Annotated in this window: 24 protein-coding genes and 1 pseudogene; 14 read left to right on the forward strand and 11 right to left on the reverse strand. The window is 72.8% G+C overall.

What is annotated here, in order from left to right; genetic code table 11:
* Positions 1-6: 6 nt before the first annotated feature.
* The 5 genes from P2F65_RS10950 to P2F65_RS10970 all read right to left on the reverse strand — a co-directional run bounded on the left by P2F65_RS10950 (position 7) and on the right by P2F65_RS10970 (position 3602).
* Positions 7-1197: a molybdate transporter family protein gene (locus tag P2F65_RS10950; RefSeq protein WP_275806860.1), complete on the reverse strand. Its 1191-nt coding sequence runs from the start codon at positions 1195-1197 to the stop codon at positions 7-9.
* Positions 1194-1589 (reverse strand): TOBE domain-containing protein, encoded by a 396-nt coding sequence (locus P2F65_RS10955; RefSeq protein WP_275806863.1) that lies wholly within the window; start codon positions 1587-1589, stop codon positions 1194-1196. Before P2F65_RS10955 ends, P2F65_RS10950 begins: the two co-directional genes overlap by 4 nt.
* 53 nt (positions 1590-1642) lie before the next feature.
* A complete protein-coding gene (locus P2F65_RS10960) occupies positions 1643-2443 on the reverse strand; it encodes an SGNH/GDSL hydrolase family protein (protein ID WP_275807394.1) in 801 nt (266 codons plus the stop codon).
* Between the two features lie 68 nt (positions 2444-2511).
* On the reverse strand, positions 2512-3189 hold the full coding sequence (locus tag P2F65_RS10965; RefSeq protein WP_275806866.1) for a uracil-DNA glycosylase: 678 nt from the start codon (positions 3187-3189) through the stop codon (positions 2512-2514).
* 98 nt (positions 3190-3287) lie between these two features.
* A complete protein-coding gene (locus P2F65_RS10970; RefSeq protein ID WP_275806869.1) occupies positions 3288-3602 on the reverse strand; it encodes a metalloregulator ArsR/SmtB family transcription factor in 315 nt (104 codons plus the stop codon).
* A gap of 56 nt (positions 3603-3658) precedes the next feature.
* On the opposite strand from P2F65_RS10970, the gene P2F65_RS10975 reads away from it, so the two are divergent.
* Together P2F65_RS10975 and P2F65_RS10980 are read left to right on the forward strand one after the other, a co-directional pair.
* Positions 3659-4333 carry an HAD-IA family hydrolase gene (locus tag P2F65_RS10975; protein ID WP_275806872.1) on the forward strand — a complete coding sequence of 225 codons (675 nt, stop codon included), beginning with the start codon at positions 3659-3661 and terminating at the stop codon, positions 4331-4333.
* Between the two features lie 34 nt (positions 4334-4367).
* The gene (locus tag P2F65_RS10980) at positions 4368-6059 is read left to right on the forward strand and encodes an MFS transporter (protein WP_275806874.1); all 1692 of its coding nucleotides are present in this window, start codon (positions 4368-4370) and stop codon (positions 6057-6059) included.
* Positions 6060-6101: 42 nt separating this feature from the next.
* Here the strand turns inward: P2F65_RS10980 and P2F65_RS10985 are convergent.
* The 6 genes and pseudogenes from P2F65_RS10985 to P2F65_RS11010 all read right to left on the reverse strand — a co-directional run.
* Positions 6102-6857, reverse strand: a pseudogene (locus P2F65_RS10985) (YhjD/YihY/BrkB family envelope integrity protein); the annotation flags it as partial.
* Positions 6854-7207: a hypothetical protein gene (locus P2F65_RS10990; RefSeq protein ID WP_275806877.1), complete on the reverse strand. Its 354-nt coding sequence runs from the start codon at positions 7205-7207 to the stop codon at positions 6854-6856. The pseudogene P2F65_RS10985 and the gene P2F65_RS10990, both read right to left, overlap by 4 nt.
* A complete protein-coding gene (locus tag P2F65_RS10995; RefSeq protein ID WP_275806880.1) occupies positions 7204-7464 on the reverse strand; it encodes a hypothetical protein in 261 nt (86 codons plus the stop codon). Before P2F65_RS10995 ends, P2F65_RS10990 begins: the two co-directional genes overlap by 4 nt.
* 122 nt (positions 7465-7586) lie before the next feature.
* A complete protein-coding gene (locus tag P2F65_RS11000) occupies positions 7587-10334 on the reverse strand; it encodes a LuxR C-terminal-related transcriptional regulator (protein ID WP_275806883.1) in 2748 nt (915 codons plus the stop codon).
* Between the two features lie 304 nt (positions 10335-10638).
* On the reverse strand, positions 10639-11016 hold the full coding sequence (locus P2F65_RS11005) for an SHOCT domain-containing protein (protein ID WP_275806886.1): 378 nt from the start codon (positions 11014-11016) through the stop codon (positions 10639-10641).
* A gap of 132 nt (positions 11017-11148) precedes the next feature.
* Positions 11149-11559 (reverse strand): hypothetical protein, encoded by a 411-nt coding sequence (locus tag P2F65_RS11010; protein ID WP_275806889.1) that lies wholly within the window; start codon positions 11557-11559, stop codon positions 11149-11151.
* Between the two features lie 120 nt (positions 11560-11679).
* Between P2F65_RS11010 and P2F65_RS11015 the strand changes: the two genes are divergently transcribed.
* The 12 genes from P2F65_RS11015 (at position 11680) to P2F65_RS11070 (ending at position 21354) form a co-directional block, all read left to right on the forward strand.
* On the forward strand, positions 11680-13128 hold the full coding sequence (locus P2F65_RS11015) for a hypothetical protein (RefSeq protein ID WP_275806892.1): 1449 nt from the start codon (positions 11680-11682) through the stop codon (positions 13126-13128).
* 111 nt (positions 13129-13239) lie between these two features.
* Entirely contained in the window at positions 13240-13689 is a 450-nt protein-coding gene (locus P2F65_RS11020) for a hypothetical protein (RefSeq protein WP_275806896.1), read from the forward strand.
* 37 nt (positions 13690-13726) lie between these two features.
* Positions 13727-14197 carry a DUF6325 family protein gene (locus P2F65_RS11025; RefSeq protein ID WP_275806900.1) on the forward strand — a complete coding sequence of 157 codons (471 nt, stop codon included), beginning with the start codon at positions 13727-13729 and terminating at the stop codon, positions 14195-14197.
* A gap of 10 nt (positions 14198-14207) precedes the next feature.
* A complete protein-coding gene (locus P2F65_RS11030) occupies positions 14208-14513 on the forward strand; it encodes an SHOCT domain-containing protein (RefSeq protein WP_275806903.1) in 306 nt (101 codons plus the stop codon).
* A gap of 102 nt (positions 14514-14615) precedes the next feature.
* Positions 14616-15986, forward strand: a complete 1371-nt coding sequence (locus tag P2F65_RS11035) for a pyridoxal-dependent decarboxylase (RefSeq protein ID WP_275806906.1) — start codon at positions 14616-14618, stop codon at positions 15984-15986.
* A 161-nt stretch (positions 15987-16147) separates the two neighbouring features.
* Positions 16148-16438: a DUF3263 domain-containing protein gene (locus tag P2F65_RS11040; RefSeq protein WP_275806909.1), complete on the forward strand. Its 291-nt coding sequence runs from the start codon at positions 16148-16150 to the stop codon at positions 16436-16438.
* Between the two features lie 150 nt (positions 16439-16588).
* Positions 16589-17086 (forward strand): GNAT family N-acetyltransferase, encoded by a 498-nt coding sequence (locus tag P2F65_RS11045; protein ID WP_275806912.1) that lies wholly within the window; start codon positions 16589-16591, stop codon positions 17084-17086.
* Positions 17083-17460, forward strand: a complete 378-nt coding sequence (locus P2F65_RS11050; RefSeq protein WP_275806915.1) for a VOC family protein — start codon at positions 17083-17085, stop codon at positions 17458-17460. Before P2F65_RS11045 ends, P2F65_RS11050 begins: the two co-directional genes overlap by 4 nt.
* A 6-nt stretch (positions 17461-17466) precedes the next feature.
* On the forward strand, positions 17467-18507 hold the full coding sequence (locus P2F65_RS11055; RefSeq protein ID WP_275807397.1) for a P1 family peptidase: 1041 nt from the start codon (positions 17467-17469) through the stop codon (positions 18505-18507).
* 178 nt (positions 18508-18685) lie between these two features.
* Positions 18686-20056, forward strand: a complete 1371-nt coding sequence (locus P2F65_RS11060) for a vanadium-dependent haloperoxidase (protein WP_275806918.1) — start codon at positions 18686-18688, stop codon at positions 20054-20056.
* Between the two features lie 117 nt (positions 20057-20173).
* A complete protein-coding gene (locus tag P2F65_RS11065) occupies positions 20174-20842 on the forward strand; it encodes a hypothetical protein (protein WP_275806921.1) in 669 nt (222 codons plus the stop codon).
* Positions 20843-20910: 68 nt separating this feature from the next.
* Positions 20911-21354 (forward strand): hypothetical protein, encoded by a 444-nt coding sequence (locus P2F65_RS11070; RefSeq protein ID WP_275806925.1) that lies wholly within the window; start codon positions 20911-20913, stop codon positions 21352-21354.
* Positions 21355-21406 lie beyond the last annotated feature (52 nt).

Here is a 21406-nt window from a genome sequence, read left to right on the forward strand (position 1 = left end):
CGGCGCCTAGACGCCGCGGCCGAAGCGCCGCCGGTAGTAGGAGTCGGCCCCGTAGAGGAAGAGGGCCGTGCCGACCGCCCATGCCAGGTTGGTCGTGAAGCCGATGAGGCCCGTGCCCAGGGCGAGGGCCCAGTTGAACTGACCCCGCAGGTCGCGCAGCAGCGCGATGTGCGCGACGGCGGCGACGACGAGCAGGGCGGACAGCACGCCGAGGGGGAACGCCGTCAGGACGGCCGCGGCCCCGGCGCCCAGGCCGAGCGCTACGACCAGCAGGACCCCGCCGAGCAGGGCAGGAGCCCGCCAGGTGCGGGCACCGAACGACACGTGGGCGCTCATGCCCCCGGCGCCGTGGCACACCGGCATCCCGGAGACCGCTCCCGCGAGCAGGTTGGTGGCCCCGAGGGTGCGCGCCAACCTCCCGGGTGTGACCTTCGCAGCCGCGTCGCCGAAGTAGCGGCGTGCGGCGTCGGCCGGTGCCAGGCAGGAGTTCGCGAAGGTCAGGGGCAGCTGGGGCAGCACGAGCAGCGTCGTGGCCGTCGCCAGGTCGGCCCAGCTGATGTCGGGCACCGTGATCGGGGATGGCCCGAGCTCGAGGGTCGTGTGCCGGGTCGCGACGACCGTGGCCACCACGAGCGCGAGCACGACGGAGGGGAGGATGAGGCGCTGTCGCCACAGCAGCAACCCGGCGCCGAGGGCGACGGCCAGGACGGCGGTCCACCCCGTCGGCAGCTGGTCGGCGAAGGAGGCGGGTGGGTGCACCACCAGCTCCCAGGCGATCCTCAGGAAGGTGAGTCCGACCGCGAGCTGAACCCCGCGGATCACCGGGGTGGGGAACACCCGCGCCACCCGGTCGAGCAGGCCGCTGAGCCCGAGCACCAGGAAGACCGCGCCCATGACGAGCGCGCCGGCCGCGATCACGTCGGCCCCCGCCCCTGCGGCGATCGCGGCGGCGCCGAAGGCCTTGAGCGGCTGGACGGCCACGGGCAGGCGGTAGACGGTGGCGACGACGAGGTAGCCGACGGCGGCGGGCAGGAGCACCGCGGTGGCGGAGAGGTGGTTCGCCACGACCAGGGTCACCGCGATGGGCACGAGCACGCCGAGGTCGGCCACCGCGCCCGACGCCTCACGCCACCAGGGGCTGCGGCCCCGCAGGCCGGTGGGGCCGGCCCCCGCCGGCGTCGACGGCAACGCGCTCACGCGGGGACCCCGACGATGACGTGGGTCGACTTGATGCTCGCCACCGCGACCTTGCCCACCTCGAGCCCGAGCTCGTCGACGGCCTCGGCCGACATGAGCGACACGATCCGGAACGGCCCGGCCTGCAGCTCCACCTGCGCCATCACCCGGTCCTTGACGACGCGCGTGACGATGCCGCGCATCCGGTTGCGGGCCGACTCGTCGGCGACGCTCCCCACCGGCGCCGGGGTGGCGATCTCCTGCGCCACCGCGGCGAGCTCGGCCCCCTCGACGACCAAGCGGCCCGAGGTGTCGCGCTGCGCGGCGAGGCGGCCGGAGTCGACCATGCGGCGCACGGTGTCGTCTGAGACGCCCAGCAGGGCGGCGGCGTCGGAGATCCGCAGATGCGTCATGGATCGATCATAGACGCCGCAGATGCGTCAAACCGCGGGTCGTCGCGGAAGGGTCAGCGGGGCTGGACCGGCTCCAGCCGAGGGCGCTTGGCCACCACAGCGTCGCCCGACGACTCGCCCCTCAGCCGGCGCTGCACCCAGGGTGCGAGGTGCTGTCGGGCCCAGGCGGCGTTCGCGGCGGCCCACTCACGGCGGCTCAGCACCGGCGCGTCGGGCAGCGGCGTCGTCCAGTCGGCCCGGTCGGTGCGGTGCCCCAGCGCCGACAGCGCGCTCAGGGCGACCCGGCGGTGGCCCTCGCTGGTCATGTGGATCCGGTCCTCGGCCCACATCCGCCAGTCGCGCAGCGCGTGCATCCCCCACTGGTTGATGACGTAGCACCCGCGCCGCTGGGCGATGCTGAAGATATTGGCCGTGTGGATGGCGTGCCGTCCGCGCAGGTGCCGGATCAGGGGCGCGTCGGCAGGGTCGACCGGCGTCGCCAGCAGCACGTCGGCACCGGCCTCCTGGATGCGCACGACGGCGTCCTCGAGCCGTGCTGCGATGGCGTCGAGGTCGGCCCTCGGGCGCAGGATGTCGTTGCCGCCGCCGACCATCGAGACCAGGTCCGGGCCGAGCGCGAGGGCGGCGTCGAGCTGGGGCCCGGTCACGTCCGCGAGCAGCCGTCCCCGGACGGCGAGGTTGGCATAGGCGAAGTCGTGCCCGGCCTCCCGGGCCAGCAGGGCCAGGTGCTCCGCCAGCCGGTCGGCCCAGCCGATGTAGCGACCCGCCTCCGCAGGGTTCGGGTCGGACATCCCCTCGGTGAACGAGTCGCCGATCGCGATGTAGCGCCGCCACGTCCGCCCGGCCTCGGGCAGGTGGGTGGCCTCGGGCAGCTCGGTGCCGGTGCCGGCAGGCTCGTCGCGGCGCGCGTCGGTCCGGTCGGTCACGGCAGGCTCCAGTCGATCGGGTCGGCCCCCTGGAGGCGGAGCAGCTCGTTGGCCCGGCTGAAGGGCCGGGAGCCGAAGAAGCCCGAGCGCGCCGACAGCGGCGACGGGTGGGGGCTCTCGATGCACGGGATCCCACCGAGGTGGGGCACCAGGTTGCGGGCATCGCGTCCCCACAGGATGGCGACCAGGGGGCCGCCCCGCTCCACCAGGGCGGAGATCGCCCGCGCGGTCACCGACTCCCAGCCCCTGCCGCGGTGGCTGGCGGGCGCGCCGGGGCGCACGGTCAGGACCCGGTTGAGCAACAGCACGCCGCGGTCCGCCCAGGGCGAGAGGTCACCGGTCGTCGGCTGGGGGACGTCGAGGTCGGTGGACAGCTCGGTGTAGATGTTCTGCAGGCTGCGGGGGAGGGGGCGCACGTCCGGCGCGACCGAGAACGACAGCCCGACCGCGTGGCCCGGGGTGGGGTAGGGGTCCTGGCCCACGATGAGCACCCGCACGTCCTCGAGCGGCTTCTCGAAGGCGCGCAGCACATGTCCTCCCGCCGGGAGGTAGCTGCGTCCCGCGGCGAGCTCCTCTCGCAGGAACGCGCCGAGCCCGGCGATGGTCTGGGCCACCGGCTCCAGCGCGGTTGCCCAGCTCGGGTGCACGGTGTCGGCCAGGGTGGGGGTGGGCATGGCACCAAGTTAGACCGCCCGCGTGCGCCGCCACCGGGGGGTGTGCCATGTGGCCGGCCACGCGGCACACCGCCCGTCGGGAGGCGGGCGGGGGCGGGTCAGCGGAAGATCGCGGCCACGTCGTCGAGGCGCTCGGGCACCAGGCGGAACCAGGCCCAGGTGCCCCGGCGCTCGCGGTGGAGCAGCCCCGCGTCGGTGAGGACTCTCAGGTGGTGGCTGACCGTGGGCTGCGAGAGCCCCACTGCGGCGGTCAGGTCACAGACGCACGCCTCGCTGCCCTCGGCGCTGCGGATGATGCTCAGCAGCTGCAGGCGCACCGGGTCGGCCACGGCCTTGAGCAGGGCTGCCGTCGCCTCGGCCTCCGCCCGCTGCAACGGGCGGTCGAGGGGGTGGTCGACGGAGGTGGTGGCCATTGCATCGAGGCTAGTCGATGAGCGGTGGCCGGGTGCCTCGATCTAGGGTTCACGGCGTGAGCTCCCTGCGCTGGCCGGTCGTCCTCTTCGACCTCGACGGCACCCTCGCCGACACCATCGGCCTCATCGTCGCGTCCTACAACCACGCGTTCCGCACCGTGATGGGCACCGAGCGCGACGAGGCGGAGATTCGCTCGTGGATCGGGCGACCGCTGGTCGAGAGCTTCGCCGCCGTTGCGCCGGAGCACGCCGAGGAGCTCGACCGGGTGTACCGCGAGTGGAACATCGCCAACACCGAGCGGCTCCTGCGGGCCTACCCCGGAGTGAGCGCGCTGCTCACCGACCTCGACCACGCCGGTGCTCGCACCGGCGTGGTGACGTCGAAGCGCCGCGAGACCGCCCTGCTGGCGATGCGCGGCGTGGGCATCGAGGGACTGGTGCCCCTGCTGGCGACCCTCGAGGACACCGAGCGGCACAAGCCGCTGCCGGACCCGCTCCTGCACGGGATGCGTGCGCTCGGTGCCGAGCCGGCGGAGTGCGTCTACGTCGGCGACGCCGCCGTGGACGTGGCCGCGGCCCGGGCGGCGGGCATGGCGGCCATCGGGGTCTCGTGGGGAGCGGTCGACGCGGCGGCGCTGGAGGCCGCCGGGCCCGATGCCGTGGTCGACACGGTGGAGGGGCTGCGCGCGGTGGTCGGGCTGCCCGCTTCCGCGCTCATCCCGCGGGGGTGATCCCCGGCGCCGGACAGGCACCCACTGTGGTGGGGTGAGCTCCGCGAGCGCGCCTTCACCGGCTCCCTCCGTGGCGGCCGCCGCCGCCGGGACGGTGCTGCTCACCCTGTCGTCGGCCCAGTTCCTCATGACCCTCGACAGCTCGGTCATGAACGTGTCCATCTCCACCGTGGCCGAAGATGTCGGCACGACGGTGACCGGCATCCAGACCGCCATCACCCTCTACACGCTGGTCATGGCCTCCCTGATGATCACGGGCGGCAAGATCGGCGAGATCCTCGGCCGCAAGAAGGCGTTCGCGATCGGCTGTGTCGTCTACGGCGCCGGGTCACTCACGACCTCCCTCGCGCCCAGCCTGACCGTGCTGATCATCGGGTGGTCGCTGCTGGAGGGCATGGGTGCAGCGCTCATCATGCCTGCGATCGTCGCGCTCGTGGCGAGCAACTTCGGGCGTTCCGAGCGCCCGCGGGCCTACGGCCTGGTCGCGGCGTCCGGTGCCGTCGCAGTGGCAGCCGGACCCCTCATCGGTGGGCTCATGACGACGTACGCCTCATGGCGGTGGGTCTTCGCCGGCGAGGTGCTCATCGTGCTCGTCATCCTGGTGCTCACCCGCCGCATGGCGGACGTGCCGCCTTCCCCGGAGGTGCAGCTCGACCTCGTGGGCACGGCGCTGTCGGCGACCGGTCTGGGCCTCGTTGTGTACGGCATCCTTCGCTCCGGGTCCTGGGGCCTGGTCAACCCCAAGCCCGGCGCGCCCGTCTGGCTGGGCACCTCCCCGGTGGTCTGGCTCGTTCTGGGCGGCGGGCTGGTGCTGTGGTTCTTCCTGGCCTGGGAGCGCCGGCGGCTGGCCGCCGGGAAGGCCGCGCTCATCGACCCGGGCATGCTCCGCAACCGTCTCCTGCGAGGAGGGCTCACCTCCTTCTTCCTCCAGTACCTGCTCCAGGCTGGGCTGTTCTTCTGCGTGCCGCTGTTCCTCTCGGTGGCCCTGGGCCTGTCCGCCGTCGCCACGGGGGTGCGGATCCTCCCCCTCTCGGTCACGCTGCTGGCTGCCGCAGTGGGCATCCCGAGGTTCTTCCCCAACGCCTCGCCCCGCCGAGTGGTCCGCATCGGTTTCCTCCTGCTCTTTGCCGGGATCGCCACGTTGGTGGGGGCCCTGGAGCTCGGGGCGGGTCCCGAGGTCGTCACCGCGCCGCTGCTGCTCGCTGGACTGGGGATCGGGGCGCTCGCGTCCCAGCTCGGCAGCGTCACCGTCTCCTCGGTGCCCGACGAGCAGAGCGCCGAGATCGGCGGCCTGCAGAACACCGTGACCAACCTCGGCGCCTCCATCGGCACGGCGCTGGCCGGTGCCGTGCTCATCTCGGCGCTGACGACCTCGTTCTTCAACGACATCCAGGGCAACCCCGCGATCCCCGAAGACCTGTCGTCGCAGGCTCAGGTCGAGCTGTCGGCCGGTGTGCCGTTCGTCTCCGACGCCCAGCTCGAGAGCGGGCTCGAGGACGCCGGTGTCGACCCGCAGACGTCGCAGGCCGTCATGGAGGACAACTCGGCGGCTCGACTAGCCGGCCTTCGGGCCGCGCTGTTCGCCCTGTCCCTGATCGCCCTGTCGGCCCTCTTCCTCACGGGCGGGATCCCGACGCGGCAGCCGGGGGCCGAGGGTGTCGTCGACGGCGGGGACCGCATGCCCGCCCCGTCCGCCGACGACGGCCCGGCCGGCCTCGCCCGCTGACGGCAGCAACCACAGGCTGAGCAGACGCCCTACCACCGTCGCGACCACGAGGACACCACCGAAGACGACCAGCCAGGACCCGACCGCGAACACGACGCCGAGTGGGCCGAACTGGTCGAGGTTGCTGCGCGTGAAGGCCGGCATGAAGACCCCCGACAGGCGGGTGAGGGCCAACATCAACACCGCGGTGAGCACCGCACCCGGCAGCAGGTTGCGCCACGGCACCCGTGCGCCGAGAAGGAGCCGTGAGGTCCACCACCACAGCAGGGTGTTGGCCGCCAGCTGCACCACGCTCCGCAGGAGCCCCGTGCTGGCTACGCCCGTCATCGACCGCAGCAGCAGCGCAGTCACCTGCAGCACGACCAGCCACCCGAGGATCCACAGCAGGCTGCTCCGGAGCGCCCGCACCCCGCGGTCGCTCGGCAGCTCCCAGGCGCGGGCGTACATCCGCTGCAGCGCCCGGGAGAAGCTGGACGCCGAGAGGAGCGAGACCAGGAGACCTGCGATCCCCGTCTCGGCCTGGTACGCCTGCTCGGTCAGCGCAGCCTGCCGCAGCGGCTCCATGACGTCCTCACGCAATCCGATGACGTCACGCATCTGCTGCATCACGCCCTGCACCCACGCCTCGGGCATGAAGGCGCCCAGCACCATGAGCATGGGGATGAGGGCGAGCAGGGCCTGCGCCCCCAGCGCGAGCGAGCGGTCCATCAGCTCGATCCGCGACAGCTCCGACAGCAGTCGGCGCAGCGGCGGAAAGAGGTCGAGCACCCGAAGCAACCGCTGGCGCGCTGCGCTCATCGACCGGTGGCCTGCCACCTCTTCAGTGCACGCCTCGCCCCTCGGGCGCGCGTCACCCGGTCTTGGTGAGCGGTGATCGGCGGCGAGGTCCGGTGCGCGGCCACCCGGCCGGCGGAGGGGCCGTCGAGCGAGATGTGGGTGACCTCGAGGCCCTTGGCGTCGAGCAGAGCCACGAGGTCGGCGATGTCGTCCCTACGCCGCAGGGCGGCGCGAAGGGTGGTGCACGGCCCCGAGGCGGTGGTGACGAGCGGTTGCAGGGCAGCGCGCAGCACCGGGCCGAGCGACCCTGCGACGGTAATCTCGTAGGTGCCGGTCGTCAGCTCGCGCGTGAGGTCGCTGCCCAGAGTCATGGTGCGTCCGCCGTCCCCTCCGCAGCCGTCCCGCCGGCCGGCGACTCGGTGCCGGGGAGGCGACGCACCTCGACCACCTCGAGGCCGAAGGCGCGCAGCCGGTGCAGGAAGGCGTGCAGGGCAGCCTGGTCGGTGAAGTGGCCGGTGAGGACCGTGCGGAACTCGTGCTCGGCGACCTCCACGTCGCCGAGCTCGTCGAGCAGGTCCTGGGTGGGCACCAGCCCGGCCACCCGCACCTCGTAGGACCGTTCCGTCATCGCCGTCGTCACATCCCGCCCGTCGTTGCGTACTGGTCCAGCACACCTGCGCGGCCAGGAAGCGGCATCACCCGGGAAGGATGAATGGGTGCCCGGGGGGCCCGGGGTCGCGGTCCGCACGGTCAGGAGGCGCTGGCGGTGGTGGCGTCCGAGTCCCCCAGCAGCCCCAGCTCACGGGCACGGCGGATGGCGGCATTGCGGCGGTTGACGGCGAGCTTGCGCAGGATGTTCCGCACGTGAGTGCGCACCGTGTTGACCGAGATGAACATCCGCCCCGCGATCTCCTCCGTGGTGAGCAGCTCGGCGAGGTGCGCGAGCACCTCCAGCTCCTTCGCCGTGAGCTCCTCCACCGGAGCCTCCGACGCCCGGAGCACGGCGTGCTGCGACGAGGCGTGGGGGGCCGCCCCCGCCGGGCGGTCGCCGATCGGGCCCTGGGCGAGCCAGGCATGCTCCTGCAGGGCGACCGGGTCCGACGACAGGAGCCGCTGCACCAGGGCCCCGCCCTCGCGGAACGGCCGTCTCATGCCCTCGGGGGCTGCCAGTCGCAGCGAGCGGTCCAAGGCGGCGTGCGCCCGGACCGGCGCGTTCTGCTGCAGGTCGCGCGCGCCCTCGGCCAGGAGCGCCATCACCTCCGTCTGCAGGTTCGGGTCGTTGTGCCGCACGTGCGAGAGCCGGTCCTCCACGGCCGTGAGCTGCCCCATCTGGGCGAAGGCCACGGCCGCCACGGCCGCCGCCTGCGGCATGCCCTGGTGTTCGACCGCGTTGAGGGAGTTCAGCGCCTGTTCGGTGCGGCCGCTGGCGAGGCCCAGCCGTGCGGCCTCCACGCGCAGCCGGTCGGCCAGCCACGGGTCGGTCCTCCCCGCCGCGTCAGCGGCGGAGTCGAGCCGGGTCAGGGCCGCCTGGGGGTTCCCGGCAGCGCGCTCGACGCCGGCGAGCACGGCCTCGGCCAGGGCCCTGCAGAGGGGGTGCCCGCCGAGGGTGGGGGAGGTGAAGGCCACGGAGACGTGGTGACGGGCCTCCTTGGCGTGACACCGCTCGAGGGCGATGGCGCCCAGCGCGATGTGGGCGGCGGCCTCACCGTGGCAGACCGCGGCCGACCGCTTGCCGTCGGAGAGAGCCAGCGAGTCCTCCGCGGTCCGCGCGGCACGCGCCAGGTGACCCTCCAGGACGTCCACGACGGCGAGGTGCCCGAGGACGTCCGCGAGGATGCCGGACGGCATACCGCTGGCCTCGGTGACCGAGACCGCAGCCTCGTTCAGGACGGCGCGCGCCCGGCGGGCGTCGCCGCGACGCATGGCCGTGAGGCCGCGGCACCGTGCCAGCAGGGCGACCAGGCCGGGGTTGGTGACACCCAGTGAGCTGGGGCGTGCGTGCTCGAGGGCCTCCGCCGCCACCTCGCCCAGCACGGCCGCCTCGTCGGCGCTCCCGTCCATGGCCGCCCGGGCGACGTCGATGGCGGCGAGGGTGGCCGCCACCACGGGGGGAGCGGGTCTGGCAGCGTCGGTCGGCGCGGCGAGCAACCCGTCCCTGCCCGCGGCCAGCTCCCCGGCGCAGGTGTGGGCGTCACCCAGCACCAGGGACACGGCGGCTCGGACGGCACAGGCCTCCGGCGCGTCGAGCTCGCGGGGAAGCCGGGTCGCCGCAGACCACAGGGGTCCGGCGAGGTCCCCCTCGGAGAGCAGCACCGCGACGCGGTCGGCGGCCACCATCAGGGCGGCGACCTCCTGCCATGCGTGGATGGCCGCGAGGTGGGACAGGGCGCGGTCCGGCAGACCCTCCCGCTCGCACCAGGTGGCTGCGGTGCGGTGCAGCTCGGCCCAGCGCTGCGGTCGCTCGTAGGCGAGCTGGGCCTGGAGCAGCTCCTTGAAGAAGGGGTAGTAGCGGAAGCAGCCGGGCTGCCCCGGCACCGGCTCGACGAAGGTGCTGGGATGCCCGAGTCCCGCGAGGACGTGGCGGGCCTCCGGCCCGCGCAGCTCGGTGACCAGGGCGGGCGAGAGCACGTCGGCCACCGCGGTCTCGAGCAGGAAGTCGCGCACCTCCGAGGTCTGCACGTCCAGGACCTCGCCCACCAGGTACTCGTTGATGTCGACGGCCGAGGTGACCGCCGACGCCGCCGACCGGTCGACGTCGTCCTGGCCGGCCAGGGCGCGCGCCGCGAACCGCAGGCCTGCCGCCCAGCCACGGACCCTCGTGTTGACGGCGTGGAGCACCTCCGCGTCGAGCGCCACCCCGGCACGGCCGAGCAGGGTGGCGGCCTCGCTGTCGTCGAACGCCAGGTCTGCCACGCGCAGCTCGACCAGGGAGTCCTCCAGCCGGTACCGGTACAGCGGCAGCGCCGGGTCGACCCGTGTCACCAGCACCAGGCCCAGCCGGCCGGCGGTGTGCTCGAGGAGGTAGTGCAGCTCCCGGGCCTCGTCGGGATGCACGAGGTCGTAGCCATCGAGCACGACCGTCAGGCGCTGGGGTGCCGACGCGATGCCTTCTGCCAGGGTGGTGAGCTGCGACCGGGAGAGGCGTGTCGTGCCGGTGCCGTCGGCGCGGACCTGTGGCACGGGCACGCCCAGTCGTCCCAGGCACAGCACGAGGTCGACCCACAGCGAGTCGCCACCGTCGTCGAAGGTCACCCATGCCGTCGGGGACCGCAGCAGGCGCTGGCGCGCCCAGTCCGCGACGAGGGTGGTCTTGCCGGTTCCCGCGGGCGCGCTGACGAGCGTCAGAGGGGTGTGCTCGGAGGCCGCCAAGGCGGACAGCAGGCGGGGCCGGGCGACGTGAGGTGAGGGCAGCCCGGGTATGCCGTACCGGGCTGCCGAGAGCAGTGACCGTGTGGCGGTGCTCGAGCTCGACCCGGTCTTCTTCGGCCTCGAAGGCATCACACCATGGGTCCTTCTCCCCCGCCTGCTTCAGTGGATGGGACGTCAAGACGACGCCTGCGACTTCAGGCTAGGCGGCTGCCGCGGGGTGGACCATGAGCACTAGGGAGGGGATGCATCAGGACTAGGTCAGGGATGCCCCTGGTCCGCATGTATGAGAAGCGCCTGCGCCATCGGTATGACTGTTGGCAGCGGCGGACACGTGTCGTTACGAGGACGACGTGCGCCTCACCGCGTGCCGGCAGAGACGAAAGCTCCCGCGCACCGGGGCGCGGGAGCCTCGCTGGGAGCCTGAGGACCGGGATCAGGCCAAGGCCTTCTCCTTGAGGCGCTCGTACTCGGCCTGGGAGATCTCCCCTGCGTCCAGCATCCGCCGGGCCTGCGCGACCTGGTCGACCGGGGTGGCCTTGCCGGCGACTTCCTTGATGTAGGCCTCCTGCTGCTGCTGCAGCGACTGGGCCTCCTTCATGGACCGATCCGCCATGCTGCGGCCACGGGCCACGAGGTAGATCAGTGCGGTGAGGAACGGCACGAAGATCAGGGCGATGACCCACACAGCCTTGGCGAAGCCGCCGGTCTCGCGGTCCCGGAACAGGTCCGTGAGGATCGAGAACATGACCATCAGGTAGGCCACGAACGCGAAACTGATGATGATGAACCACACAACGTCCCAGAAATCCATTCCAGGCTCCTATCTGTGAAATGCCAAGGCCTCGCGAGAGAGGGCTCTCTCACCTCGAAGTGTGATGTCGCGCCCGTGGTCTCACCTCATCTGCGAGGGGTGACTTCGAGGGCTTGCTCGCCGTCGCGCAGGTCAACAGCTGGCCTGCAGGGCCGCCTCGAGGTCGAGGAAGGCGTTCTTCAGCTCGCCGACGTCCCTGCGCGCCGCCGCGACCGAGTCCTCGGACGGAGCCGCCGTCGCGGCGCCGAAGCTCGTCTGCAGCTCCGCGGCCTGCTTCTTCACCTCGCTGATCTGTGCCTCGAACTGCTGCTTGGCGGTGTCCGTCAGCTGGTTGAGGTCGTCGCCGATGGCCTGGAGCTTGGTCTTGACGTCGTCCGCGTTCTCGGCGCTGACGTCGGTCTCGCGCAGGGCGTTCATCGACGCCGCGAGCGCGTCGAGGTCCTGGCAGAAGGCGGGTGGTTCAGCGCCCCCGCAGCCTGCGAGCCCCGCGGGCACCAGCGCGAGCCAGACGAGGGCGGCGGCAACGGTTGTGGTCCTTCTCATGTCCTCACCATCGGGCGGGTGGTCGGTGCAGGGCATCACCCCGGCGGGGTGATGTCGGGGCAGGACTCCGGGGTGACGGTGGAGTTGCACCAGACCGACGCGTTGGAAGAAGGCTGTGCCATGGACGACACCACTGAGGTCGAGCGCCTGCGCGCGCGCGTCGCCGAGCTCGAGGGTGAGCTCAGCACCGCCAGGGGGTCGGCCCACCTGGCCAGGGACCACAAGCGCTCCGCCTGGTATGCCGTGGGGTCCGCGCTGCTCCTCGTGCTCGCCTGCGTGCTGGCGCCGCTGTCGGTGACGGCGGTCTGGGCGAGCACGCAGGTCTCCGACACCGAGCAGTACGTGCAGACCGTGGCGCCGCTGGCGGAGGACCCGGCCGTGCAGGCCGCGGTGGCCGACGAGGTCACCCGGGCGGTGCTCGAGGGTCTCGACATCGAGACCTTCACCCGCGAGACGCTGGAGACGCTGGCCCAACAGGAGAACGTGCCGCCTCGCGTGGCCGCGGTGCTGCCCGGCCTGGCCGTGCCCATCACCAACGGTGTCGAGAGCTTCACGCGGACCCAGATCACCCGGCTCGTCCAGAGCCCGCAGTTCGCGCAGCTGTGGGAGCGGGTGAACACCGTGGCCCACGAGCAGCTGGTGAACCTGCTCGAGGGAAACGAGGGCGGTGCGGTGAGCGCCCAGGGCGACACCGTGACCCTCAACCTCGCGCCGATCATCGACCAGGTGAAGCAGCGCCTCGTCAGCGAGGGGTTCACCCTCGCCGAGCGCGTGCCCACGGTCGACCGGTCGTTCGTCCTGGTCCAGTCCGAGACCATCACCAACGCCCAGGGCGCCTACCGGCTCCTGAACACCCTGGGCGTCTGGCTCCCCGTCATCGCCCTGGCGATGTTCGCCGGGGGTGTGTTCCTCGCGCGGGACCGCCGGCGCGCCGTGCTGCGGGGGTCGTTGGGGGTCGTCGGCGCCCTGCTGCTCTTCGGGGTGGGCCTGGCCCTGGCCCGGGCGGCCTACGTGAACGCCCTGCCGGGCGGTGTGCTGGACGAGCAGGCTGCCGGCAACGTCTTCGACACGTTGGTGCGCTTCCTGCGGACCGGCGCCCGGGCCCTGGCCGTGGCCGGGCTCCTCGCCGCCCTGGCCGCCTTCCTCCTGGGCCCGTCCACCGCGGCCTCCCGGACCCGCTCGACGCTGACCCACGGGATCGGCTCGGCCCGCACCGGCGCAGAGGCAGCCGGCTGGCACACCGGTCGCTTCGGGGTCTGGGCCTGGAGCCGGAGGAGGGCCCTGCGCCTGGGCACCTTCATCGTCGCCGGCCTGGTCCTGCTGTTCTGGACCCGGCCCACAGTGACGGTCGTCCTGGTGACGGCGGTCGTGGTCGCCGTCGCGCTCGCGCTCATCGAGTTCCTTGCGACTCCGCCGGCCCCCGAGGGCGGTGCCGGCACCGGTGAGGGTGCTGCCGCCGGGGCCGGGTCGGCCGACGCGGGTGCGGCCGTCCAGCCCGGTGCAGGCGAGCCCGAGTCGGCCCAGGAGCGGCAGCTGCAGCTCAGCGACAAGTCCCAGCCTCTGCCCTGACGAGCCCAGTTCACCCCACAGGGGTGAGGCGGCCCGGGGCGGCGCGGCATACAACAGCAGTGTCAGTGAAACCCAGCGCGCATCACGCGCGCGCATCGGACGGAGGCCACCATGGCTACCACCACTCCGGGTCGGGCCACGGCCAGTACCCGCGAATACAGCGCGGGCGCCGTGGGCGTGACCGTCTTCGCCGGAATTCTCATGATCATGAGCGGCGTCTTCCACGCCATCCAGGGCATCGTCGCCCTGGTCAACGACGAGTTCTTCGTCGTGGGCAAGGACTATGTCTTCACCTTCGACATGACCGGCTGGGGCTGGGCGCACCTGGTGCTCGGCGCGGTCGTCGCCACCGCGGGCTTCTTCCTGTTCCAGGGTGCCACGTGGGCGCGCACCGTCGCCGTCATCGTGGCCTCGCTGAGCATCATCGCCAACTTCCTGTGGATGCCGTACTACCCCATCTGGAGCCTGACGGTCATCGCCTTCAACGTGTTCGTCATCTGGGCGGTCACCATGCACGGTCGTGACGTCCTGCAGGCGGGCGAGATGCCGGCTGGGAAGTAGCGGAGCCCTCCCACAACTGACCGAAAGGAAGGTCACCGTGACCTCGACCGAACCGACGACCGCGTCGTCCGACGTCCATGGCCCCGTCGACTTCGTCCTCCTCGAGTTCCCCCGTGACCAGCTCACGGGGGAGGCGAGCCAGGCGCTGCTCGACCTGGTCGAGCGCGGCATCATCCGCCTCTACGACCTGCTGGTGATCAGCAAGAACGAGGACGGCTCGGTGGAGGTGCTCGAGCTCGGCGACCCCTCCGGGGTCGACGGTTTCGCGTACTTCTCCGGCGCCCGCAGCGGGCTCCTCGGCGACGACGACGTTGACGAGGCGTCGTCGGCCATGCGGGCGGGCACGGTGGCCGCCCTCATCGTCTACGAGAACAGCTGGGCCATCCCCTTCGTCGCCGCTGCGCGCAACAGTGGTGGCGAGCTCATCGCGAGCGCGCGCATCCCCGCGCCGGTCGTCATGGAGGCCCTGGAGGCCATCGAGGGCACTGAGAGTGCCGAGAGCGCCTGAGGAGGACGCGATGCCAGGACTGTTGCGAGGAGTCGCCCGCACGGCGGTCGTCGCCGGAACGGCGACGGCGGTCAGCGGACGCGTGCAGCGCCGCCAGGCGGAGAAGTACGCCACACGCGACGCCAACATCTACGCCCAGCGGGAGCAGGCCTACGCCGACCAGCAGGCCGCGGCCGCGCCGCCACCGCCAGCCGCGGCGCCGGCGAGCAGTGGCGACACCATCGCCCAGTTGAAGGAGCTCGCCGAGCTCAAGGCGCAGGGCATCCTCACCGACGAGGAGTTCGCCGCCCAGAAGGCGAAGATCCTCGGGTCGTGACCACGGCGTGACCCCGGTGTGATCGACGGCGGGTGAGCCTCGGGCGGGTGGTCCTCGGGCGGGTGGTCCTCCGGCGGTGCGTCCGGGCCTAGACTCCACGGCGTGCACGGGTTCCACGACGAGTCACTCCACGCCCTCGGCCAGGCGGTCCTCAAGTACGCGGAGGACCGCCTGAAGCTCGACCCGGTGCCGCTCGACGGCCCGCGCAGCGAGGAGGAGCTCGACCGCATCGCCGGTCAGACCATCACCCCTGACGGCATCGGGGGCCTGGCGGCGCTGAAGCTGTTCGAGGAGGACCTCGCGCCGGCCTGCATCTCCACCGACCACCCGCGCTACCTCAGCTTCATCCCGTGCGCCCCGACCGAGGCGGCGGCGATGTTCGACCTCGTCGTCGGCGCCTCCTCCATCTACGGGGGTTCGTGGCTCGAGGGCGCCGGAGCGGTCTACGCCGAGAACCAGGCCCTGCGGTGGCTCGCCGACCTCGCGGGGTTCCCGGAGGGGGCAGGCGGGGTGTTCACCCCCGGTGGCACCATCGGCAACCTCTCGGCCCTCGTCACCGCGCGGGAGAAGGCCCGGGCGCGCGCCAGGCTCGAGGGGCGCAGCGGCGCGGGCGCCCGGCCGTGGCGCGTGGCGGCGACGCTGGCCGCCCACTCCTCGATCGACTCGGCGTGCCAGGTCATGGACGCCGAGATGGTCGGCGTCCACGTCGACGACCAGTGGCGGCTGACCGGCGACCGGCTGCGCGAGGTGCTCCTCGCCCACGGGCCCGAGACGTTCTTCGCGGTCGTGGCCACCTGTGGCACGACCAACTTCGGCATCATCGACGACCTCGCCTCGGTCGCCGAGGTGTGCCACGAGTTCGGCATCTGGTTCCACGTCGACGGCGCCTACGGGGGAGCGGGGCTCGCGGCGCCGTCGGTGCGCGAGCGCTACCGCGGCATCGAGCTGGCCGACTCGTTCATCGTCGACCCGCACAAGTGGCTGTTCGCGCCGTTCGACTGCTGCGCCCTGATCTACCGCGAGCCGGCGTGGGCCCGGGCCGCACACACCCAGAAGGCGTCCTACCTCGACGTGCTCACCGAGGCCCCGGAGTGGAACCCCACCGACTACGCCGTGGGCCTGACCCGCCGGGCCCGCGGCCTGCCGTTCTGGTTCTCCCTGGCCACTCACGGCACGCGCGCCTACACCGAGGCCATCGAGCGGACGCTCGCGGTGACCCGGTTCGCCACCGAGGAGATCCGCCGCCGCGACTACCTCGAGGTGGTGCGCGAGCCCGACCTCTCCGTCGTCGTCTTCCGCCGGCTGGGCTGGACGCCGCAGCAGTACCAGGAGTGGTCCGACCGACTGCTGGCCGAGGAGTTCGCCTTCGTGGTGCCGACGTCCCACGACGGGGAGACGCTGACCCGGTTCGCCGTCGTCAACCCCAACACCTCCGAGGACGACATCACCGCCATCCTCGACACCATGGCCTGACCGGAGGGGTCGCAAGACACCTCTGGGACTGGTGTGACGGGGGAGGTTTCCCGCCCGGAACCCCGCCTGCGAGTCTTCGAGAGCGGAATGACAAGCGTGTGATTCCCTCCGTATAGTTGCCCGCGCAACGCCGGGGAAAACGACAGGGTCGAGGGTCGAGAGTGAACGCCGCACACGAGCAGGGCACCAGCAGCGCCGCCGCGGAGCTGAGCGAGCGCGACCGCGAGATCATCGCCTTCGAGCGCCAGTGGTGGAAGTACGCCGGCGCGAAGGAGCAGGCGATCCGCGAGCTGTTCGACATGAGCGCCACCCGCTACTACCAGGTGCTCAACACCCTCATCGACAACCCCGCGGCCCTCGAGGCCGACCCGATGCTGATCAAGCGCCTGCGCCGGCTGCGTGCCTCGCGCCAGCGGGCCCGCTCGGCCCGCCGCCTCGGCATCCAGCTGTAGCCCTCCGCTGCGGCGCCGCGCAGCCCCCGGACCACCACGCCCGTGCAGGATCGACTGCACGGGCGTCGTGCTGTCCGTCCGCGGCGGTGACGCGGCTGGCCCGAGCCCGTATGCCGGGCACGGCTGCGCCCCGCGTGCTTGACTTCGGGGGTGAGCGAGCAGGTGGCCGAGCAGGCGCCGCAGCCGTCGGTGCGCCGGGCCGCGCCGGACGACGCCCTCGTCGTCGCTGCGCTGACGCTGCAGTGCGCCCGGCACCGCGGTGCCCCCTCCGAGCCGGGGTTCCTCGACCGGTTCGCCTTCGCCTGGCTCGCGGCCGCGGCCGACCACCCCGTCTGGGTTGCCGAGTGCAGCGGGGAGCACGCCGGCTACCTCCTGACCACCCGCCACCGGCCGCTGCCCTGGCCGGGTGACCGCGGCAGCGGCGGCAGCCTCATGGTCGAGCAGTTCTTCGTGCGCCCGCGGTTCCGCAACCGCAGGATCGGGGAGCTGCTCCTCACCGCGGCCCGGGACTGGGCCCGCGCCGAGGGGCTCTCGGCCCTGCAGATGCGACCCGGGCGGCACACGAGGTCGCTCTGCGAGCGGGTTGGGCTGGCCGACACCGGTGACCTCATGGAGCTCCGGCTGGGAGCGGGCGGGCCGGACCGGTGAGCGGGCTGCGCATCGGCTCCGTGGTGGTCAACGTCAGCGACGTGCCTGCCGCGACGGCCTTCTGGTCGCGGGCCCTGGGCTACGAGCCCCTCTACGAGCCCGAGCCCGACTGGGTGATCCTCCAGCCACGCGACGGCGGCGGCCCGAACCTCTCCCTGAACCTCGGCGAGACCCGCCCGGCCGAGGTGCCGCACGTCCACCTCGACCTCTACGCCGACGACCAGGCCGCCGAGGTCGAGCGGCTGGTCGGGCTGGGGGCCCGCCGCGTGGAGCACTGGCCCTATCCCGACGAGCCGTACGACTACGTCGTGCTCGAGGACCCCGACGGCAACCGCTTCTGCGTCATCGACGCGAGTCCCGACCTGGACGGCTGAGTGCCCGTGCGTCCCGGCCCCACCAACACGCTCACCGACGTGGGCGGCATACGGGTCGGTCACGCCACCCGCACCGCCGACGGCTGGCTGACCGGCACCACCGTCGTGCTTCCCGGCCCGGAGGGGGCCGTTGCGGGGGTCGACGTGCGCGGCGGAGGCCCCGGCACCCGTGAGACCGACCTGCTCGACCCGCGCAACCTCGTCGACCGCGTGCACGCGATCGTGCTGACCGGCGGAAGCGCCTTCGGGCTCGCCGCCGCCGACGGCGTCTGCCAGCACCTGTATGCCGCGGGCACGGGCTGGCCGATGGGCGAGCCGGGGGACGTGGTCCCGATCGTGCCGGCAGCCGTGCTCTTCGACCTCGGCCGGGGCGGCGAGTTCGGAAACCACCCCGGGGCCGAGGAGGGGCGCGCCGCCTGCGAGGACGCCGACGCCGGTCCGGTGCGGCAGGGCTGCGTCGGGGCCGGCACCGGGGCGCGGGCAGGCGGCCTCAAGGGCGGGATCGGGTCGGCGAGCGCGGTGCTGGGCGACGGCACCACGGTTGCGGCCCTGGTGGCCGTGAACGCCTGGGGCCTGCCGGTGCACCCCGACACCGGCGAGCTGCTCGCGGCGCGCCACGGGCTGCCCGGTGAGTTCGCGGGCATCGGGGTGCCGGCGCTCGCGGAGGTCGAGGCGGCGAGGGCCCGGGCGGCCGAGGAGGCGCACCGCGCGCCGTTGGCGCCGGGCATGGCCACGACCATCGGCGTCATCGCGACCGATACCACGCTGACCAAGGCCGAGTGCCAGAAGGTCAGCGGCCTCGGCCACGACGGACTGGCCCGGGCGGTCAACCCCGTGCATACGCTGCTCGACGGCGACACCCTGTTCACGCTGGCGACGGGGGAGCGACCGGCGCCCGATCTGCCGGGCATCTACGAGCTGATGGCGGCCGCCGGCGACTGCGTGACCCGCGCCGTGGGCCACGCCATGCTCGCGGCCACCTCCGTCGTCACCCCCGGTGGTGAGATCCGCGCCTGGCGCGACGCCTTCCCTTCTGCCACAGCCTGATTCGAGGTCTTCGAGCCGGCTTCCGTTCGTGGACGGTGGCGACGGGCGTTGGCGCCGGGTAAGCGAATCCCCATTTTCTCCCACGCGGAGGCAACCTCCGGCCCCATACTCGCGTCTCAACGGGTGGCGGGGGCAACGGTGCCATCAGCATCCGAGGGGGAAGCAGGGGGAACGCGACATGGGTCGTGCAGCTCAGTCATGCGCTGGTGCGGGGCAGCCGTCGCGCCGGGTCTTCATCGCCGGCGGGGCCGCACTGGGTGCCACGGCGCTCGGCGCCGCGACCTGGGGCGCCGCTCCGGCGGCGGCCGACGCCGCGGCTGGTCCGCAGGCGGCCGTGGAGCGGCTCTCGCCGGAGTGGGCGAGCGCGTGGGTCCAGACCTGCTACGACCTGACCTGGCGGGAGGGTCCCTCGCCCACCCAGGCGGCGCGCTGCTACCACTACCTCGCCCTGGCCATGTACGAGGCCTGTGTCGGCGGGATGCCGCGGCACCGCTCCCTCGGCGGCCAGCTGACCGCGCTCGGCCCGCTGCCTCGACCGAGTGGAGCCATCGACTGGCCTGTCGCGCTCTCGGCCTCGGCGCTCGCCGTCGCCCGGGCCGTCTACGCCACCGCCGCGCAGGCCAACCGTGACACCCTCGACGCCCTGCACGCCGTGCAGGTGGCCCAGCGCCGGGCGGCCGGGGTGCACCGCGGCACCGTTGCCAACTCCCTCCGCCACGGGCAGGCGGTCGGCGGGGCCATCGCGCGGTGGCTGGCCGAGGACGGCAGCGCCGCCATCGCGGGCCGCGCCTACACGCCGCCGGTCGGTGAGTCGCTGTGGGAGCCGACGCACCCCAACTACCGTCCGGCCGTCGAGCCCTACTGGTCGCAGGTCCGCCCCATGGTGCTGCGCAGCGCCGACGAGGTGCGTCCGATCGACCACGTCCCCTTCTCCACCGAGCCGGGGTCGGCGTTCTGGCAGCAGGCGGACACGGTCTACCAGACCTCGAAGACGCTCACCGACGAGCAGCGTGCCATCGCACGGTTCTGGACCGACAACCCGCTGCTGTCGGGCCTGCCGTCCGGACACTGGATGCTCACGGTCGCCCAGGTCGCCCGGGCCCGTGGCCTGTCGCTGGCCGACACGCTCGAGGCCTACGCGCGTCTCGGCGTCACCCTCCACGACGCCTTCCTCAACTGCTGGACCTGGAAGTACCGCTTCAACCTGCTGCGGCCCAGCACCTACGTGCGGCGTCACATCGACCCCGAGTGGGTCACCTTCGTCAACAGCCCCCAGTTCCCGGAGTACACCTCGGGCCACTCGGTCGCCTCGCGGGCGGCCTCCACGGTCCTGACCGAGATGTTGGGAAGCTTCGCCTACGTCGACGACAGCCACCGTGACCGGGGCCTGCCCGCCCGCTCGTTCGACTCCTTCCACCACGCCGCGAACGAGGCCGCCCAGTCGCGGCTCTACGGCGGTATCCACTTCCCGATGGGCATCGAGAACGGCAAGGCCCAGGGCGACCACGTCGGCGCCCTCGTCCTGGCCCGCCTGCGCACCCGGAAGTGAGTGCGCGTGGCGGGCGCCGTTGACCCGACACGCCTTCGCCACCGCACCCGAGAACCCTCCGCCGCCCCGGCGGAGCCCACTGCCCGACGATCGCTGGGCACGATGAAAGGAACGCGAATGTCGCTCACCACCAAGATTGCTGCAGCGGCAGTTGTCGCTGCGGTGCCGCTGGCGCTCGCCGCGGCCCCGGCCCAGGCAGGCACCCGCTGGACCGAGCGCTCGAGCGGCTCGTTCGCCGAGACCACCTGGCTCGAGATGGGCGAGCTTCCGGGGGTTGGCGGCAACGCGCACGTGGGCTGGTTGCGGGTCGAGGGGGACAGGAACCCGATGGTCTTCGGTGAGATCACCGACTGGACGTGCCCCGAGGGTGTGCTGCCGCCGATGTTCGGCGGTGGCCACGGCGAGGAGCCCCCGGAGAGCGAGTGCGCCATGGAGTCGCAGCGCTACCTCTACAGCGCCGGGCCGGCCACGCTCACCGTCGACCGCAAGCTCAGCAAGGCCACGCTCACCGGCCCGCTCGAGGTGGCCAACCACGACGGCGGCACCACGGCCCAGCCCATGGCCAACATCACCTGGACCGGCTTCGGCGGCACCTTCACCAGCACCGTCTACGACAAGTACACCGACGACCAGGGCAACCGCTTCACCACGCGGCGCACCGAGACCGCACGCGAGGGCGCCCTGTCGGGCACCATCGGCGCGATGGGCTTCGACGACGACGCCGACGACCGGGCGTACGGCTACTTCGGCACCTTCAAGACCGCCTCCACCTCGGTCAACCCCTGACCTCACGCGCCGGGGCGCGGGCCTTGCCGGCTCGCGCCCCGGTGGTCGGTCCGGGGCAGGATGGGGGCATGAGCGCACCGGACTGGAGCACACCCGAGGGCCTGAAGGCGATCAAGGAGCAGGTCGCCGCCACGATCCCCGGCTGGCAGGCCCCCACCGCGTATGCCGTCGGCATCAGCTCCGCGTCGAGCTCGCCCGAGCCGGACTTCCCCCACGTCAACCGCCCCGGGGGCGCTCACAACCTCCCGGCCGTGGTGCTGGCGAAGGTGCTCGGCCACGACGGCTCCACGGCGACCCTCGAGCTCACCGGTGCCCAGCTCGAGGCGGCGGCCGAGGCACTCGAGCCCGCTGAGGCGTGCACCACGGTCGACCACCCGAACCTCGCGGCCTGGCGCCACGTCCTCGCCGAGCTGCGCTCGAACCCGGCCCGCACGGCATACGCGGTCTATGTCGCCGACCTCGAGGACCCCGTGACCTCCGAGGCCGACGCCGCCCTGCGCGCCCTGCTCTGAGCACCGCTGCGCCCACCCGCGGTGACAAACTGACAGCAAGTCACCGTAGACC

Origin of the sequence: Knoellia sp. p5-6-4 (assembly GCF_029222705.1) — a bacterium.
Classification (GTDB): domain Bacteria; phylum Actinomycetota; class Actinomycetes; order Actinomycetales; family Dermatophilaceae; genus Pedococcus_A.

Coding starts and splice junctions, on each gene's coding strand:
- P2F65_RS11070 (WP_275806925.1), top strand. CDS start 20,911: ATGAGCGCACCGGACTGGAGCACACCCGAGGGCCTGAAGGCGATCAAG.
- P2F65_RS11005 (WP_275806886.1), bottom strand. CDS start 11,016: ATGGATTTCTGGGACGTTGTGTGGTTCATCATCATCAGTTTCGCGTTC.
- P2F65_RS10990 (WP_275806877.1), bottom strand. CDS start 7,207: ATGACTCTGGGCAGCGACCTCACGCGCGAGCTGACGACCGGCACCTAC.
- P2F65_RS10970 (WP_275806869.1), bottom strand. CDS start 3,602: ATGGCCACCACCTCCGTCGACCACCCCCTCGACCGCCCGTTGCAGCGG.
- P2F65_RS10965 (WP_275806866.1), bottom strand. CDS start 3,189: ATGCCCACCCCCACCCTGGCCGACACCGTGCACCCGAGCTGGGCAACC.
- P2F65_RS11015 (WP_275806892.1), top strand. CDS start 11,680: ATGGACGACACCACTGAGGTCGAGCGCCTGCGCGCGCGCGTCGCCGAG.
- P2F65_RS10955 (WP_275806863.1), bottom strand. CDS start 1,589: ATGACGCATCTGCGGATCTCCGACGCCGCCGCCCTGCTGGGCGTCTCA.
- P2F65_RS10995 (WP_275806880.1), bottom strand. CDS start 7,464: ATGACGGAACGGTCCTACGAGGTGCGGGTGGCCGGGCTGGTGCCCACC.
- P2F65_RS11065 (WP_275806921.1), top strand. CDS start 20,174: ATGTCGCTCACCACCAAGATTGCTGCAGCGGCAGTTGTCGCTGCGGTG.
- P2F65_RS11000 (WP_275806883.1), bottom strand. CDS start 10,334: ATGCCTTCGAGGCCGAAGAAGACCGGGTCGAGCTCGAGCACCGCCACA.
- P2F65_RS11020 (WP_275806896.1), top strand. CDS start 13,240: ATGGCTACCACCACTCCGGGTCGGGCCACGGCCAGTACCCGCGAATAC.
- P2F65_RS11010 (WP_275806889.1), bottom strand. CDS start 11,559: ATGAGAAGGACCACAACCGTTGCCGCCGCCCTCGTCTGGCTCGCGCTG.
- P2F65_RS11060 (WP_275806918.1), top strand. CDS start 18,686: ATGGGTCGTGCAGCTCAGTCATGCGCTGGTGCGGGGCAGCCGTCGCGC.
- P2F65_RS11030 (WP_275806903.1), top strand. CDS start 14,208: ATGCCAGGACTGTTGCGAGGAGTCGCCCGCACGGCGGTCGTCGCCGGA.